Origin of the sequence: Halomonas sp. H33-56 (assembly GCF_040147035.1) — a bacterium.
Taxonomy (GTDB): domain Bacteria; phylum Pseudomonadota; class Gammaproteobacteria; order Pseudomonadales; family Halomonadaceae; genus Halomonas; species Halomonas litopenaei.
The window spans coordinates 81,101-96,588 of record NZ_JAMSHP010000001.1 but is presented as its reverse complement, the minus strand read 5'-3'; the positions used below and the strand labels follow the sequence as shown (position 1 = coordinate 96,588).

Below are 15,488 nucleotides of genomic sequence, written 5' to 3'. Positions count from 1 at the left end.
CGGGACCAGGCACTCAGCGACCCGGTGATCCGGCGACCCGGCCGTCGAGGCTGCGTCAGCGTGTCTGAGGCGCGGAATCGACCTGCCGTGGCTGCCACAGCGCCTTCATCACCAGCGCGATGGTCAACATCACGGCGACACCGCTGATCGCTCCGATCCAGGTGGTACCGGTGACGCCGGCCACGAAGAAGGCCACCAGTCCTGCGACACCGGCTGTCACCGCGTAGGGCAGCTGGGTGCGCACATGGTCGATATGGTCACAGCTCGACCCCGCCGACGACAGAATGGTGGTATCGGAAATCGGCGAGCAATGATCGCCGAAGATGCCGCCGCTCAGCACCGAGGCGATGGCCAGCGCCATGGGCAGGTCCATGGCCGCCGCCACCGGCATGGCGATCGGAATCATGATGGCGAAAGTGCCGTAGGAGGTGCCGGTGGTGAAGGCCACCACGGCGCCGATCAGGAACAGCAGCACCGGTACCAGGCTGGGCGGAATGCTGGCCTCGGTCAGGCTGACCAGGTAGTCGGCGGTGCCAAGCTCGGAGGTGACGCTGCCGATGGACCAGGCCAGCGCCAGGATGATGTAGACCAGGGTCATGCTCTTGATGCCCTCGACCACGATATCCATGGCCTCGCGGAAGTCGAACAGCCGCTGACTCATGCCCATGGCCAGCCCCGTCATCACCGCCACCAGGGTGGCGATCAGGATCGACTGACCGCCGTCGGCATTGCCCACCGCAGTCACCAGGTCATTTTCCGGGAAGTTGCCGGTCCACAGAAACAGCGGCGGAATCATCGCCAGCAACACCCCGATCGGCACCAGCATGTTGCGCTTGCGAGCGGTGTCTTCCGGCGCCTTGAGCTCCATGGCGTCGGTCTCGGAAGGCGGCTTGGCGGTGTCTTCCATCAGCTTGCCTGTCTCCCGGGCGCGACGTTCCGCCCGCGCCATGGGACCAAAGTCCCACTGGGTGACGACGATGTAGAAGATCATCCCCAGCGCCAGCCAGGCGTAGAAGTTCAGCGGAATCGAGGACAGGTAGATCAGGTACTCCGATCCGCTCACCTCCATCTCGCCCAGCTGAGTGCCGATCAGCCCCATGACGAAGACCACCCAGGTGGACACCGGGCCCAGCAGACACATGGGGGCCGAGGTGGAATCGACGATGTAGGCGAGCTTCTCGCGGGAGACCTTCATGCGATCGGTGATCGGACGCATCACGCTGCCCACGGTGAGGGCGTTGAAATAGTCCTCGAAGAAGATCAGCATGCCAAGGCCAAGCGTGCTGCCCTGGGCGCCACGGGCGCTGGCGACCTTGCGCGAGATGGCGCGGGCGATGGCGTGGGCGCCACCGGTACGCTGCAGCACGCTGATCAAGACCCCGAACAGGCCACAGTAGATCAGCACGGTGGCGTTCCACTCGTCGCCGATGCTCGGCACGATAAAGTCAGAAAAACTGTTGTAGAGGCCGGCGGCAGGATTGTAGCCGGCGAGCATGGTCGCCCCGAGCCAGACGCCGCAGAACAGCGCGGGAATGACGTTGCGCGTCGCCAATGCCAGCAGGATGGCCAGCAGCGGCGGCAACAGGGATAAGAGTCCGAAGGACATCGGGAGTCTCCTGGGTTCTTGTCGGTCTTGGCCCGAGGGGATGACGCCGGACGGCGTCGTGCGGGCAGCGGGGCATCCTAGGCGCTTGCGGCACAAACGGCAACCGCGCTGTCACATCCCCGCAACCGCCGTTCCAGAAGTACAAGCCAGCGCCGGCCTGCAGCTAGCTGACCACCCTGAAAATTCCCCTCGGACATCGGGTGACGGCGCCGACAGATACCTCCATCACCCCGCGACCCGCCTCCCCAACACCGACAGCCGACACCCTCTCTGGAGATACACCAGGCAACGTCCCGACGGCCCTCGCCTCAGTCAGAACGCCGCGTCTCCACCTCCACCCCCTTCATGCCCTCTGCCGTGTAGCGCTCGCCGGCAACGACGTCAGGCGCCAGGCCAGTGCCACTTGGCCCTGGGGTCGTCAGGCCTGACCGCGGGCCTGGCGAATGCGCTGGTAGGCGTTGCCGATCTCGACGGTGCGGGCCTCGGCGACCTCGCGCATGCTGTCGGGCAGGCCACGACTGGCCAGCTTGTCCGGGTGGTTCTCGCTCATCAGCTTGCGGTAGGCGCGCTTGACCTCGGCGTCACTGGCCTCGTCGCTGACACCGAGTACCTTGTAGGCATCTTCCAGCGGGCTCTGGCTCTCCTGGGTCGCGCCGGCACCATGGGAGGCGCCGCCCCGCAGCATGGCCTCGATCTGGGCGATCTCGGCCTCGCTGCAGCCGAGCCCGCGGGCCACCCGCATCAGCATGCTGTGCTCGGCCGGGTGCAGCACCCCATCGGCGGCGATGGCAGAAAGCTGCACCTGCAGGAAGATCTGGCGCAGCGCGCTGCGCCCGCGCGTCAGCCGGGCCACCCGTGCGATCTCGCCGTCGAGGTCGAAGTCACTGGCGCGCCCGCGCTCGAAGGCGGCGCGGGCGCTGGCACGGGTGCTTTCCGGCAGACGCAGGCGCACCAGCAATTGCTCCAGGACCTGGCGTTCCTCGCCGCTGACCTGACCATCGGCCTGGCACACCGCCCCCATCACCGCAAAGGTGGAGTCCATGAACTGACGTTGCATCTCGGCCAGGCCCTTGCTGAGCATCAGACCGCCGCGCAGGCGCCCGCCCAGCCACCAGCCGATACCGCCGCCGATCAGCATGCCCAGCGGCCCACCGGCCAGGAAGCCCACTACCGCGCCAATCACGATGATGGTCAGCATAAAATCCTCTCTTGTGCGCTACGTCACCAAGCGGCGACGCCACGTCTTTTTCTGTTTCGGCCCTGGCCAACCGTCGCGGCGATGCCAGGTCCCGCCAAAGGGGTATGAGCAGGCAGCATACCATCGCCGTCGAGCCGGCGGCGAAGGTCCAGCCTTCGCTGTTTCATCGAATGGTCATCTGCAAGCGCGACACTGCACGCCATTTCAAGCCGCTCGGTTCACACTCCCATGCGACTATCGATCACGCGCCTTGCCATCGTCGGCGCCATCGCTTCCGCCAGCATCAGCGTCAGCCTGGCCTCCAATGCTTCGGTATTCCCCTGGCAGGGTTTGCTGGGGGTGGACACGCCGCCATCTGACACTGCCAGGTCCGTCATCGAACGCCTGGTCGAAAGCGCCAGCCATCGCTGAGCCTGGTCCCAGACGCCATCGGCCCCCTGGAGCGGGGGCCGATGGCATGACAGACATACTCGTGCCGCGCGCGACGCAGGCGCCCTCGCTCAGCGCTTTCGGTGCTTGTCCAGACGGCGTCGAATCGCCGCCTCGATACCGTCGGCATCGAGGCCACAGTCACGCAGCAGCTCAGCCGGCTTGCCGTGTTCGGCAAAGACATCGGGCAGGCCCAGGTTGAGCACCGGCACCGCGACACCCTCGGCCAGCAGCAGTTCGTTGACGCCACTGCCGGCGCCTCCGGCCACCACGTTTTCTTCCAGGGTGACCAGCAGGTCGTGGCCGCGGGCGGCCTCTAGCACGGCTTCACGATCCAGCGGTTTGACGCTGCGCATATTGATGTGGGAGGCGTCTAGCCGCTCGGCCACCACCCCGGCGGGGTCATTGAGGCTACCGAAGGCCAGCAGCGCCACGCCCTTGCCCTGACGCCGCGGCTCGGCCACACCGATGGGCAGCGGCTCGAGGTCGGCGGGAATGGGCACGCCGGGACCGGTACCGCGGGGATAGCGTACCGCCGCTGGCCCCGGATGATGGTAGGCGGCGCTGAGCATGGCGCGACACTCGGCCTCGTCCGCCGGCGCCAGCACCACCATGCCCGGTACGCAGCGCAGGTAGGTCAAATCCAGGGCGCCGTGGTGGGTGGGCCCATCCTCACCGACCAGGCCGGCACGATCGATGGCGAAGGTCACGTCCAGCTCCTGCACCGCCACGTCGTGGATCAACTGGTCATAGCCACGCTGCAGGAAGGTCGAGTAGATCGCCACCACCGGCTTCATTGCCTCGCAGGCCATGCCGGCGGCCAGGGTCACCGAGTGCTGCTCGGCGATGGCCACGTCGTAGTAGCGTTCGGGGTACTCCCTGGAGAAACGGATTAAATCCGACCCCTCACGCATGGCCGGGGTGATACCGATCAGACGTTCGTCGGCGGCGGCCATGTCACAGATCCAGTCGCCGAACACGCTGCAGTACTTCTTCTTTGGCGGCGCATTCGACGCGGTCACCGGGGGCTTGGCTTTGGCGGCCTCCGGCGTCTCCAGCTTGGTGATGGCGTGGTAGCCGATGGGATCGGACTCCGCCGGCAGGAAGCCCCGGCCCTTGCACGTCTTCACGTGCAGAAACTGTGGTCCGTCCAGCTCACGCATGCTGGTGAGGGCATCGGTCAGGGCGTCGATATCGTGGCCGTCGATGGGCCCGACATAATTGAAGCCCATCTCCTCGAACAGGGTGGCCGGGCTGACCATGCCCTTGACGTGCTCCTCGGTGCGCCGCGCCAGCTCCAGCGCTCCCGGCAGGTGGGACAGCACCCGCTTGCCGTTCTCGCGCATGCTCAGATAGGGCTTGCTGACCAGAATCCGTGCCAGGTAGCTGGCCACGCCACCGACGTTCTCGGAGATCGACATCTCGTTGTCGTTGAGCACGACCAGCAGGTTGGCGTTGACGTGGCCGGCGTGGGCCAGGGCCTCGAAGGCCATGCCCGCGGTCAGGGCGCCGTCGCCGATGACGGCACAGACGCGCCGCTCCTGCTTCTGCGTGCGCGCCGCCAGAGCCATGCCCAGGGCCGCCGAGATGGAGGTGCTGGAATGGCCGACGCCAAAGGTGTCGTACTCCGACTCGGCACGCCGGGGAAAGGCGGCCAGACCACCGTAGCGACGAATGCTGGTCATGGCCTCGCGGCGGCCGGTCAGGATCTTGTGGGGATAGGCCTGGTGGCCCACGTCCCACACCAGGCGATCGTGGGGCGTGCGGAAGGCGTGGTGCAGCGCCACGGTCAGCTCGACCACACCAAGGCCGGCGCCGAAGTGGCCGCCGGAAACGCCGACGCTATACAGCAGGTAGGCGCGCAGCTCGTCGGCCACGCGCTTGAGCTGCTCTGCGCTCATGGCACGCAGCGCAGCCGGGGTATCCAGAGTATCGAGCAGCGGTGTCGCCGGCCGCTCGGTGGGAATCGTGTCGAACAGCTTCATGTTAGCCCTGTGGTCGTCAGTGATCGCGCTCGATCATGTAGCGGGCAAGCCCGGCCAGAGGCGCCGCCGCCTCGCCCAGCGGGGCGATGGCGTCGAGTGCCTCGTCGATCAGCGCACCGGCCTTGGCTCGGGCGCCGTCAAGCCCGAGCAGGGCGGGATAGGTCGGCTTGTCGCGGGCCGCGTCGGCCCCCGAGGTCTTGCCGAGGGTATCGGTGTCGCCGGTGACGTCCAGCACGTCGTCATGCACCTGAAACGCCAGGCCCATGGCCGCAGCATAGGTGTCCAACGCCCCCAGACGCGAATCGTCCTCGGCCACCGCCACCAGTCCACCGAGGCGAACCGCAGCGCGAATCAGCGCACCGGTCTTGTGGCGGTGCATGGTTTCCAGCATCGCCAGGTCGGGACGTTCGCCCACCACCGCCAGATCCAGCGCCTGGCCGGCGGCCATGCCGTCGCGACCAGACGCCTTGGCCAGGGTCGCCACCAGGGCGCCCAGGCGGGGCGAGCGAGAGCTCGCCAGCAGTTCGAATGCCAGCGTCTGCAGGGCGTCACCGGCGAGAATCGCCGAGGCCTCGTCGAAGGCCTTGTGCACCGTGGGCTGGCCACGTCGCAGGTCGTCGTCGTCCATCGCCGGCAGGTCATCGTGGACCAGCGAGTAGGCGTGGATCAGCTCGATCGCGGCGGCGGGGATATCGAGCTCGTCGTCGTCGGCTCCCAGCGCACGCCCTGCGGCGTAGACCAGGATGGGACGCAGGCGCTTTCCTCCGACCAGCAGGCCGTGGCGCATCGCCGCCTCGAGCCGGGGTTCGACGACGTGGCGCTGTTCGAACAGCCCCTCGAGGCAGCGGTCTACCCGCGCCCGGTCTGCGGCCAAGCGGGCCAGCATGGTGTCAGCGTTCACCCGGTTCCTCCCCGATATCAAAAGGCGACAGCTGCATGCCACCGTCGGCGTTCTCCGTCAGGCTGCGCACCTTGAGTTCGGCCTCGTCGAGCCGCTTCTGGGCATCTCGCGTCAAGGCCACGCCCTGCTCGAAGGCCTTGAGCGACTCCTCCAGCGTCAGCTCGCCGGACTCCAGGCGCTCGACCAGTGTCTCCAGCTGGGTCATGGCCGAGGCGAAGTCGAGCGACTCGTCATCTTTCTGTGTTGGCTGGCGGTCCTGCGTTGCCATGCGCCCCTCCAGGCGGCGGGTCAAAGGCTGACCCGAGATTGCGAGTTCACGGCCGACGATGGGCCACCCGGGAAACGCAGGCTCGCTGACGACGTCCGGCCTTTCCCCAAAGGGCGACAGTATACACGCTCTCCCCCCGGGGTCGTCTGCCCTGGCCCTTATCCGCGGCCCGCGAAGCGCCCCTCGAAAGGACGGCGGTACATGCAGATGGCTCATGCTGCGGTGCAAGGATTTTCAACGTGAAAATGCCGCCCTGTGGTACTCTATGGACCCTGATTTTTCGCCTGCCCCACCACACAGCCGCTGGCTGCCGCCAACTCCAAGAGGTTGATTCGACCATGGCCAAAACGTCCCTGGACAAGAGCAAGATCAAGATCCTGCTGCTCGAGGGCGTCCACCAGAGTGCAGTGGACAATTTTCTCAACGCCGGATACACCAATATCGAGCATATGCCGACCTCGCTCGACGAAGAGTCGCTGATCGAGAAGATCCGTGATGTTCACTTCATCGGCATTCGCTCCCGCACCCAGCTCACCGAGCGGGTGTTCGCGGCGGCCGAGAAGCTGGTGGCGGTCGGTTGCTTCTGCATCGGTACCAATCAGGTCGATCTCACGGCGGCGCTGGTGCGCGGCATTCCGGTGTTCAACGCCCCCTACTCCAACACCCGTTCGGTGGCGGAGCTGGTGCTGGCCGAGGCCATCATGCTGCTGCGCGGGATTCCCGAGAAGAACGCCCGTGCTCACCAGGGCGGCTGGCTGAAGAGCGCCAAGAACAGCCACGAGGCCCGCGGCAAGACCCTCGGCATCGTCGGCTACGGCAGCATCGGCTCGCAATTGTCGGTGCTGGCCGAGGCGCTCGGCTTCGACGTCATCTACTACGACGTCATCACCAAGCTGGCCATGGGCAACTCGCGCCAGGTCGCCAGCCTCGAGGAGCTGCTCGCCCGCTCCGACGTGGTCAGCCTGCACGTGCCCGACCTGCCGTCCACCCGCTGGATGATCGGCGAGGAGCAGATCAGCCTGATGAAGCCCGGCGCCATCCTGATCAACGCCGCCCGCGGCAGCGTGGTAGTGATCGAGGCCCTGGCCGAGGCGATCAAGGAAGGCCGACTCAACGGCGCCGCCATCGACGTCTTCCCGGTGGAGCCCAAGGGCAACGCCGACGAGTTCGAAAGCCCGCTGCGTGGCCTCGAGAATGTCATCCTCACCCCGCACATCGGTGGTTCCACCCTGGAGGCCCAGGAGAACATCGGCGTCGAGGTGTCCGAGAAGCTGGTGACCTTCTCCGACAACGGCACCAGCATCACCTCGGTCAACTTCCCCGAGGTTGCACTGCCGGCCCACCCGGACAAGCACCGCCTGCTGCACATCCACGAGAACGTGCCCGGCGTGATGTCCGAGATCAACCGGGTGCTGTCGGAAAACGACATCAACATCTCCGGCCAGTACCTGCAGACCAATGAAAAGGTCGGCTACGTGGTCATCGACGTCGACAAGGCCTACGGTCCCCAGGCGCTCGAAGCCCTGCGCGAGGTGAACCACACCCTGCGCACCCGGGTGCTGTACTCCGAGACCAACTACGCCGACTGAGCGGCGGACGTAGCGCCTGCACGCGGCGAGCTATCCCGCGCGGCAGCTATCGCACTCGGGATGACGATGAGGCGCCGCTCTCCTTCGGGAGGGCGGCGCCTTTTTACTCGCAGGCCTTTTTACTCGCTGCACGCTCACGGTCCCCGTTCCCGACCATCACAAGCCGACGCCCAAAAGCCTGTGGCGCAGCGAGAAAACGCCTATCCTGAGCGTCTTCCCGATGACCTCTTCAAAGGATGCACGATGCCAACCGGACTGGCCTATCTGATCGTGGTGCTGGTGTGGGCCTCCACCCCGCTGGCCATCAAGTGGAGCGCCGAGGCCGGCGCCCCCATCGGCAGCGTGATGCTGCGCATGGGCCTGGCGCTGATCGCCGGCAGTCTGATCCTGCTGGTACTGAGACGCGGCGTCCGCCTCGATCGCCGCGCCCTTGCCAGCTACGCCGCCGCGGTGCCGGGGGTGTTCGGCGCCATGGCGCTAAGCTACCACGCCTCCCAGTTTCTGCCCTCGGGCCTGCTGTCGGTGATGTTCGGCATGGCGCCGTTGATCTCCGGCTTCATCCTCCAGGCCCTGCCCGGCAGCACCCGGCTCAGGCGTTGGCACTGGATCGGCTGCGGTCTGGGGGTGGCGGGGCTGGCGGTAGTATTCGCCGACAGCCTGACCCTGGGCGGCGGCGCCCAGGTGCTGGCACTGGCCATGATGCTGTCGGCGGTGACCCTGTTCAGCGCCAGCGGCATCGCCGTGCAGCGGGTGGCCGCCGGGCTGGATCCGTTGCAACAGACCGTGGGGGCGCTGGCCGGCTCCATGCCCTGCTTTCTGGTGTTATGGCTCGCCAGCGGCGAACCGCTGATGATTCCACTCAGCCCCCGCGGGCTATGGGCGGTGCCATACCTGGCGCTGTTCGGCTCGCTGATCGGCTTCCTCTGCTACTACCTGATCCTGTCTCGGCTGCACGCCGCCAGCGTCGCCCTGGTGACCCTGATCACCCCGGTGCTGGCGCTGACCCTCGGCATGCTGCTCAATCAGGAAACCCCTTCACCTTCGATGCTGCTAGGCGCACTACTGATTCTGGTGGCGCTGGGTGCCTACCTGTTCGGGGACCGACTGAGCCGGCGTCGAGCCGCCCGCGAGGCCGCCAGGCCCTGAAGCAGAGGGGCACTTGACAAGCCCTGACGTCACGGCCATTTTGTACACAATAACGGTCATATATTGCGCACCACAATGGTACACAGGCCGCTCGATATCGGTGCAGCGTGAACCGTGAAATTGATGACGCTCACCGCCCTCGGCGGCTGTTTCTGAAGGCACCTGAACCAGGTATCCGCTACGCGACGAGCCCTCGCCCTCCTTGACCAAGGGACGGCGTCGGGAGCAGGGCACGATGCTTGGGTAACCCTTCGCTCGGCGAAGCCAACCCAGGAGAACTGCATGAGCTCACATCCCCCCGTCACTTGGATCAAGCATCCACTGGCCGCCAGCGACCCTGACGCGGCCGGTGGTGTCGTCGTTCAGGACGGCCGAATCATCGAAGCCGTGGCCGCCGGCCAGACGCCCCGAACCCGCGTCGAGCAGACCTTCGATGCCTCCCGCCACGTGCTGCTGCCTGGCCTGGTCAACACCCACCACCACTTCTACCAGACCCTGACCCGGGCCTACTCGCCGGCGCTCAACAAGGAGCTGTTTCCCTGGCTCACCACCCTTTACGACGTCTGGGCCAACCTCGACGAGGCCCAGCTGGCGCTGGCCAGTGAGCTGGCCATGGTGGAGCTGCTGATGAGCGGCTGTACCACCGTGGCCGACCATCACTACGTGTTCTCCGGCGCGCTCGAGCACGCCATCGACGTCCAGGTGGAGACCGCGCGTCGGCTCGGTGTGCGCGCCGCCCTGACCCGCGGCTCGATGAGCGTGGGGCGCGAGCAGGGCGGGCTACCGCCCCAGTCGGTGGTGCAGGATGAGGCGACCATCCTCGACGAGAGCACCCGTCTGATCGACGCCTACCATCAGCGCGGCGAGGGCGCCATGGTGACCCTGGCGCTGGCGCCCTGCTCGCCCTTCTCGGTCAGCCGTGAGCTGATGGTCGACAGCGCTCGCCTGGCCGAGCAGAAGGACGTGCGCCTGCACACCCACCTGGCAGAAACCGAGGACGAGACGCAGTACTGTCAGAAGCTGTTCGGGATGCGACCGCTGGACTACCTCGAGGCCACCGGTTGGCTCAGCGATCGCACCTGGCTGGCCCACGGCATCCACTTCAACGACGACGAGGTCGCCCGCCTCGGCCAAGCCGGCACCGGCATCGCCCACTGCCCCTCATCCAACATGGTGCTGGGCTCTGGCATGTGCCGCACCCTGGAACTCGAGGCCGCAGGTTGCCCGGTAGGCCTGGCGGTGGACGGCTCGGCCTCGGCGGATCACTCCAACCTGGCCGAGGAGATGCGCCAGGCGATGCTGATCGGCCGCCTGCGCTACTCACCCAGCCAGGTACGTCACCAGGACGTCATCCGCTGGGCCACCGAAGGCTCCGCGCGTTGTCTGGGGCGCAGCGACATCGGCGGACTGAAGGTTGGCCAGCAGGCCGATCTGGCGCTGTTCCGGCTGGACGAGCCGCGCTTCTCGGGCGCCGAGAACCCGCTGGCCGCGCTGCTGCTGTGCGGTGCCCACCGTGCCGACCGAGTGATGGTGGCCGGCCAGTGGCGGGTGGCCGACGGCCAGCCGCTCGACGTCGATCTGGGCGAGCTGATGGCCCGCCACAACGCGGCGGCGGTGCGGCTAAGGCGCGCGGTCTAGGAGGCTCGGGGCTAGCCTGGACGCACACATTCGAACAGGACAACGGGAAGACAAAAGGCAACAACAGCGAACGACGAACGGATCTCGAGCGCAGCGCGGCACCACGGGCCAGGGCCGACGCTGCCGCCGCCTGACAACGGTCGCCGTGCCACGGCAGTCAGCACAGACGGTCTGACACCTGTCACGGTCTCCGGGGTTTCGCCGCCGACGCTCCGACAAGGACGCCGGTGCTACAACGACAACAGGAGAAAACCCTGCCATGCCCACCCACGACTCCTCCGGGGACACCCTGGAAAGCGCATCTGTGCGCTCGACCCATGACGTCAACGCCATGCCGCCCCTGGGGCGCGCCATTCCGCTGGGCCTGCAACACGTGCTGGCGATGTTTGTCGGCAACGTCACGGTGCCGATCATCATCGCCGGCGCCGCCGACCTGCCGGCGGACCAGACCGCCTTCATGATCCAGGCGGCGATGTTCGTGGCCGGTGTCGCCACCCTGGTGCAGTCGCTGGGGATAGGCCCCATCGGCGCCCGCCTGCCCATCGTCATGGGCACCAGCTTCGGCTTCGTCCCGGTGCTGATTCCCATTGCCGTGGGCATGGGACTTCCGGCGGCCCTTGGCGCAGCCCTGTGTGGCGGGGTCGCCATGGCCCTGGTGGGCATGTTTCTGCCAGTGTTCCGGTTTCTGTTCCCGCCGGTGGTCACCGGCACCTTCGTGGTCATGCTCGGCACCCTGCTGATGCCGGTAGGCTTCGCCTACTGGGGCGGAGGCTTCGGCGCCGCCGACTTCGGCGCCACCCACCACCTGCTGCTGGGGGCGCTGGTACTGGTGGTGACCCTGGGTCTGCACCAGTACGGCCGCGGTATCTGGTCCGAAGCGGCGCCGCTGATCGGCCTGATCACCGGTTACGTGGTGGCCACCATGTTCGGCTATATCGACTTCTCCACCATCGGTGACGCCGACTGGCTGTCACTGCCGGTGCCGCTGACCATCGGGCTTGAATTCCATCTGGCGGCGATCCTGCCGGTGGTGCTGCTGGCCGTGGTCACCTGCGCCGAGTCCATCGGCGACATCGTCGGCACCACCGCCGGCGGCATGGACCGCGAGCCGACCCACAAGGAGCTCTCCGGTGGGGTCATGGCCGACGGCCTGTCCAGCGTGTTCGCCGCGATCTTCAACGCCTTCCCCCAGATCAGCTTCAGCCAGAACGTGGGCATGGTGGCGCTGACCGGTGTGGTCAGCCGCTATGTGGTGGCCATCGGCGGCGCCTTCCTGCTGCTGGCGGGCCTGATCCCCAAGCTGGGTGCCATCGTTTCCAGCATCCCCAATTCGGTGCTGGGCGGGGCGGTACTGATCATGTTCGGCATGATCGCCAGCGCCGGCATCAAGATGCTTTCCCATATCGACTTCAACAAGCGCAACATGGTGATCATCGGGGTCTCGCTGTCCGCCGCGGTGGGCCTGCCGGCCCAGGAAGGGCTCTACGCCAATCTGAGCGACAACCTCCAGGCCATCATCGAGTCAGGGCTGATCCCCGGCGCGCTGTTTGCCATCGTGCTCAATCTGGTACTGCCCAAGGCCGATCGGGTCTTCCGCGACAGCGTCTGACACGCCACACCGTCCCCTCGAGGACACCATGACGCCACTTTCGGGCCCGCCACGCGGGCCCGCTTCGTTTCCCCAGGACAGGGACGCAGCCCAGGCTCAGCAGCTTCTGACTTCACGGTAGCGATGACGCCTGTAGACCTTCACTCGCTGGCCCTCGAGCGTCGTCATCCCTTCCCACACAAAGCCCGCGTTCTGTGCCACTCGGCTCGACGGCACATTGGTGGGATCGACCACCGCCACCAGCGACTCGCAGTCGGTGATGGCAAAGGCGTGGGCCACCACCGCCAGGGCCACCTCGGTGGCAAGCCCTCTACCCCAATGATGCACGGCGTAACGATAGCCGATGGCCAACTCCCGCTCGCCGTCGAGGATCTCGTGATCGAAGCCGCAGAAGCCCATCAACGCTCGCGATACCGGGTGCACCACCGCCCAGTAGCCAAAGCCCTTGTCGGCGTAGCTCGCGCGACAGGCATCGAGAAAGCGACGGCTCCCCGCCATGTCCTGCACACCGTGGAGCGAGTGACGCATCACCCGGGGATCGGCCAGCAGTCGGCTCAAGCCAGGCAGATCATAGCGCTCTAGCGGGCGCAGCCGGCTACGCGGCGTGGCCAGCACGTCGCCCTGCATCGGCCTGGGCCTCAGCCTGTCGTCCTGCATCATGCGCCTCTCGCGTCGTGGATCGCTTGTGCGAATGTACGCCATCCTCCACGGCCATGACCACGGACGCTGGCCGCCAGCAAGCCGCCCCTGTCGTCGTCCTGGCGCTACTCTGACGCCGCTCTGGCGCCGCCCTGGCGTCAACCAGGGAGGCCAGGCCACTCTTCCCCTTTGGTCGAAGCAGGCCCCGAAAAGGCGTCATCACGCGCTAGGCTTGCGAAGTTTTCCCTCGTTGGAGCCATGACGATGCCCGCCTCACCTTCCGCCCAGCCTGACACCGGTGACCTCGCCGTGGTGCGTCACGATGATCGTGGGGTCGTCCATCTGACCCTCAACCGCCCGGCAAGCTTCAACGCCCTGTCCCGGGACATGCTCACCGCACTGGATGATGCCTTTGCCGCAATCGACCCCGATCCTTCGTTGCGGGCGGTAGTGATCGCTGCCGAGGGCCGCGCCTTCTGCGCCGGCCATGACCTCAAGGAGATGCGCGAGCTCGGCGACGAGGACGCCTATCGACAGCTCTTCGCCCAGTGCTCCCGGGTCATGCAGCGCCTGCAGGACTGTCCGGTGCCGGTGATCGCTCGAATTCAGGGGCTTGCCACCGCCGCCGGCTGCCAGCTGGCAGCCAGCTGTGACATGGCGGTGGCCGCCCGCTCGGCGCGCTTCGCCGTCTCCGGTATCAAGGTCGGGCTTTTCTGTTCCACCCCGGCGGTGGCGCTGACCCGCAATATCGGTCCCAAGCAGGCCGCCGAGATGCTGTTTACCGGCGAGTTCATCGACGCCGATCAGGCGCTGGAATGGGGCCTGGTCAACCGGGTCGCCGAGGACGACGCCCTCGACGACAGTCTCGAGGTGCTGCTCGACAGCCTGCGCGCCAAGAGTCAGGTGGCGCTGTTCACCGGCAAGGCCATGCTGGCCCGCCAGCGTGCCCTGCCGCTGGGCCAGGCCTACGCCTACGCAGGCGAGGTGATGGCCGCCAACATGATGGCCGAAGACGTGGCCGAAGGCATCGACGCCTTCGTCGCCAAGCGCGCCCCCCACTGGCGCCATCGCTGAGCACCGGACTAGGCTCAGCCCAGGCAGGGCCGCTTGTGGAAGCCTTTTCCGCAAACGCGACAAGCGGCCGCGCCAACAGGTATGCTAAGGACTGTGCCAAACGGTTGACCCAGGAGATGCAAGGTGACGGAAAGCAAGCGCAGAACGGCCGGCCGACCGGCCAGCGGCAAGGCCAGCGGAGGCCACAGCCAGTCGCTGGTGCGGGGACTCAACCTGCTGGAATTGCTGGCGATGCACCCGGGCGGCCTGGCGCTGTCCGACATCGCCGAGCAGGCCGATCTGGCACCGTCCACGACCCATCGCCTGCTGCAGGCCCTGCTGAGCCAGGGCTTCATCACCCAGGATGAGGAACTCGGCGTCTGGCGCATCGACGTCAAGACCTTTCGCATCGGCAACAGCTTTCTCGAGGCACGCGACTTCGTTGCCACCAGCCGTCCTTACCTGCGCCGACTGACCCGTGAGACCGGCGAGACCGCCAATCTGGGCGTGCGTGAAGGCACCACGGCGGTGTTCCTGGCGCAGAGCGAATCGCCTCAGATGATGCGCATGATCACCCGTCTGGGCTCACGTGCCCCGCTGCACGCCTCGGGCGTGGGCAAGGCGCTGATGGCCTGGCTGCCCGACGATGATCTGGAGCGGGTACTGGCCGAACGCGGACTGGACCGCGTCACCGTCAACACCCTGTCGAGTCCATCCGAGCTGCGTCGCGCCATGGCCGAGATCCGTGAACGCGGCTACGCCTGCGACCGCGAAGAGCATGCCATCGGCCTGCACTGCGTGGCTGCCTGCATCCACGATGAACTGGGCACGCCGCTGGCGGCCATCTCGGTCTCCGGGCCGGTGGCGCGCATCCCCGACGAACGCCTGTCCCAGCTCGGTGAGCTGGTACGCGACACCGCCGCCGAGATCACCGCCCAGCTGGGCGGACGCATTCCCGCCGCCGAGGACTTCAAGCCCTGACGCCCGGGTTCACCGGCTCCCTCAAGAGATCCCCCGATGACCGACGCCTGGCGCAAGTACAAGAGCGCACCACCGCCCGGGACCGCCGTGCTGGAATCGACCAACCTGGCCCCGGGCGAGAGCCGCTGCCTCAATCTCGAAAGCGACAACGGCCGCTTCCCGCTGATCCTCGCCCGCCACGCCGATGGCCGGGTGCACGCCTACGTCAACGCCTGCCCCCATCAGTACCTGCCGCTGGACGGCCGCGGCAGCAACATCCTCAGCCGCGACGGCGAGCTGTTGATCTGTACCCACCACCAGGCCTGCTTCCGCCTCGACAGCGGCGAAGGCATCTCCGGCCCCGCCCAGGGCGAAGCGCTGGACCCGGTGCCGGTGCAGGAAGTCGATGGCTGGTGGGTGATCGGGGAGTGAGGAGGGCGTCTCAATTTAAACAACTAGTGCAACAC

14 protein-coding genes are annotated in these 15,488 nt (G+C 66.9%); 8 read left to right on the top strand and 6 right to left on the bottom strand.

Annotation, left to right across the window (positions count from 1 at the left end; genetic code table 11):
- Positions 1-55: 55 nt before the first annotated feature.
- Entirely contained in the window at positions 56-1,606 is a 1,551-nt protein-coding gene (locus tag NFH98_RS00420) for a Na+/H+ antiporter NhaC family protein (protein WP_108131884.1), read from the bottom strand.
- Positions 1,607-2,024: 418 nt separating this feature from the next.
- On the bottom strand, positions 2,025-2,804 hold the full coding sequence (djlA, locus tag NFH98_RS00415) for a co-chaperone DjlA (protein ID WP_045993894.1): 780 nt from the start codon (positions 2,802-2,804) through the stop codon (positions 2,025-2,027).
- A 228-nt stretch (positions 2,805-3,032) separates the two neighbouring features.
- Here djlA and NFH98_RS00410 point away from each other — a divergent pair, with 228 nt between their 5' ends.
- A complete protein-coding gene (locus tag NFH98_RS00410) occupies positions 3,033-3,215 on the top strand; it encodes a hypothetical protein (protein WP_108131886.1) in 183 nt (60 codons plus the stop codon).
- Positions 3,216-3,304: 89 nt separating this feature from the next.
- Here NFH98_RS00410 and dxs read toward each other — a convergent pair whose 3' ends face one another.
- The 3 genes from dxs to NFH98_RS00395 are packed head-to-tail and all read right to left on the bottom strand — an operon-like array spanning position 3,305 to position 6,387.
- A complete protein-coding gene (gene dxs, locus NFH98_RS00405; RefSeq protein ID WP_348827387.1) occupies positions 3,305-5,218 on the bottom strand; it encodes a 1-deoxy-D-xylulose-5-phosphate synthase in 1,914 nt (637 codons plus the stop codon).
- Positions 5,219-5,234: 16 nt separating this feature from the next.
- Positions 5,235-6,104 carry a (2E,6E)-farnesyl diphosphate synthase gene (ispA, locus tag NFH98_RS00400; protein ID WP_045993952.1) on the bottom strand — a complete coding sequence of 290 codons (870 nt, stop codon included), beginning with the start codon at positions 6,102-6,104 and terminating at the stop codon, positions 5,235-5,237.
- A 4-nt stretch (positions 6,105-6,108) separates the two neighbouring features.
- Positions 6,109-6,387 (bottom strand): exodeoxyribonuclease VII small subunit, encoded by a 279-nt coding sequence (locus tag NFH98_RS00395; protein ID WP_045993891.1) that lies wholly within the window; start codon positions 6,385-6,387, stop codon positions 6,109-6,111.
- 338 nt (positions 6,388-6,725) lie between these two features.
- Here NFH98_RS00395 and serA point away from each other — a divergent pair, with 338 nt between their 5' ends.
- From serA to NFH98_RS00375, 4 genes are all read left to right on the top strand, one after another.
- Positions 6,726-7,976 carry a phosphoglycerate dehydrogenase gene (serA, locus tag NFH98_RS00390; protein WP_045993890.1) on the top strand — a complete coding sequence of 417 codons (1,251 nt, stop codon included), beginning with the start codon at positions 6,726-6,728 and terminating at the stop codon, positions 7,974-7,976.
- A 243-nt stretch (positions 7,977-8,219) separates the two neighbouring features.
- Entirely contained in the window at positions 8,220-9,122 is a 903-nt protein-coding gene (locus tag NFH98_RS00385) for a DMT family transporter (RefSeq protein WP_348827386.1), read from the top strand.
- Between the two features lie 282 nt (positions 9,123-9,404).
- Positions 9,405-10,760: an 8-oxoguanine deaminase gene (locus NFH98_RS00380; RefSeq protein ID WP_222568036.1), complete on the top strand. Its 1,356-nt coding sequence runs from the start codon at positions 9,405-9,407 to the stop codon at positions 10,758-10,760.
- A gap of 259 nt (positions 10,761-11,019) precedes the next feature.
- Positions 11,020-12,369 (top strand): uracil-xanthine permease family protein, encoded by a 1,350-nt coding sequence (locus NFH98_RS00375; RefSeq protein WP_052704445.1) that lies wholly within the window; start codon positions 11,020-11,022, stop codon positions 12,367-12,369.
- Between the two features lie 96 nt (positions 12,370-12,465).
- Here NFH98_RS00375 and NFH98_RS00370 read toward each other — a convergent pair whose 3' ends face one another.
- Positions 12,466-13,029, bottom strand: a complete 564-nt coding sequence (locus NFH98_RS00370) for a GNAT family N-acetyltransferase (protein ID WP_162816504.1) — start codon at positions 13,027-13,029, stop codon at positions 12,466-12,468.
- A gap of 243 nt (positions 13,030-13,272) precedes the next feature.
- Between NFH98_RS00370 and NFH98_RS00365 the strand changes: the two genes are divergently transcribed.
- From NFH98_RS00365 to NFH98_RS00355, 3 genes are all read left to right on the top strand, one after another.
- Entirely contained in the window at positions 13,273-14,082 is an 810-nt protein-coding gene (locus NFH98_RS00365) for an enoyl-CoA hydratase (protein ID WP_045993886.1), read from the top strand.
- Between the two features lie 123 nt (positions 14,083-14,205).
- Positions 14,206-15,042, top strand: a complete 837-nt coding sequence (locus NFH98_RS00360; RefSeq protein ID WP_045993885.1) for an IclR family transcriptional regulator — start codon at positions 14,206-14,208, stop codon at positions 15,040-15,042.
- 36 nt (positions 15,043-15,078) lie between these two features.
- Positions 15,079-15,453, top strand: a complete 375-nt coding sequence (locus NFH98_RS00355) for a Rieske (2Fe-2S) protein (protein WP_348827385.1) — start codon at positions 15,079-15,081, stop codon at positions 15,451-15,453.
- The last annotated feature ends 35 nt before the right edge of the window (positions 15,454-15,488 follow it).

Excerpts from the sequence above, each read along its gene's own strand:
- djlA (WP_045993894.1), bottom strand. The coding sequence starts at position 2,804 with ATGCTGACCATCATCGTGATTGGCGCGGTAGTGGGCTTCCTGGCCGGT.
- ispA (WP_045993952.1), bottom strand. The coding sequence starts at position 6,104 with ATGCTGGCCCGCTTGGCCGCAGACCGGGCGCGGGTAGACCGCTGCCTC.
- NFH98_RS00410 (WP_108131886.1), top strand. The coding sequence starts at position 3,033 with ATGCGACTATCGATCACGCGCCTTGCCATCGTCGGCGCCATCGCTTCC.
- NFH98_RS00365 (WP_045993886.1), top strand. The coding sequence starts at position 13,273 with ATGCCCGCCTCACCTTCCGCCCAGCCTGACACCGGTGACCTCGCCGTG.
- serA (WP_045993890.1), top strand. The coding sequence starts at position 6,726 with ATGGCCAAAACGTCCCTGGACAAGAGCAAGATCAAGATCCTGCTGCTC.
- NFH98_RS00355 (WP_348827385.1), top strand. The coding sequence starts at position 15,079 with ATGACCGACGCCTGGCGCAAGTACAAGAGCGCACCACCGCCCGGGACC.
- NFH98_RS00370 (WP_162816504.1), bottom strand. The coding sequence starts at position 13,029 with ATGATGCAGGACGACAGGCTGAGGCCCAGGCCGATGCAGGGCGACGTG.
- NFH98_RS00375 (WP_052704445.1), top strand. The coding sequence starts at position 11,020 with ATGCCCACCCACGACTCCTCCGGGGACACCCTGGAAAGCGCATCTGTG.
- NFH98_RS00420 (WP_108131884.1), bottom strand. The coding sequence starts at position 1,606 with ATGTCCTTCGGACTCTTATCCCTGTTGCCGCCGCTGCTGGCCATCCTG.
- NFH98_RS00395 (WP_045993891.1), bottom strand. The coding sequence starts at position 6,387 with ATGGCAACGCAGGACCGCCAGCCAACACAGAAAGATGACGAGTCGCTC.
- dxs (WP_348827387.1), bottom strand. The coding sequence starts at position 5,218 with ATGAAGCTGTTCGACACGATTCCCACCGAGCGGCCGGCGACACCGCTG.
- NFH98_RS00385 (WP_348827386.1), top strand. The coding sequence starts at position 8,220 with ATGCCAACCGGACTGGCCTATCTGATCGTGGTGCTGGTGTGGGCCTCC.
- NFH98_RS00380 (WP_222568036.1), top strand. The coding sequence starts at position 9,405 with ATGAGCTCACATCCCCCCGTCACTTGGATCAAGCATCCACTGGCCGCC.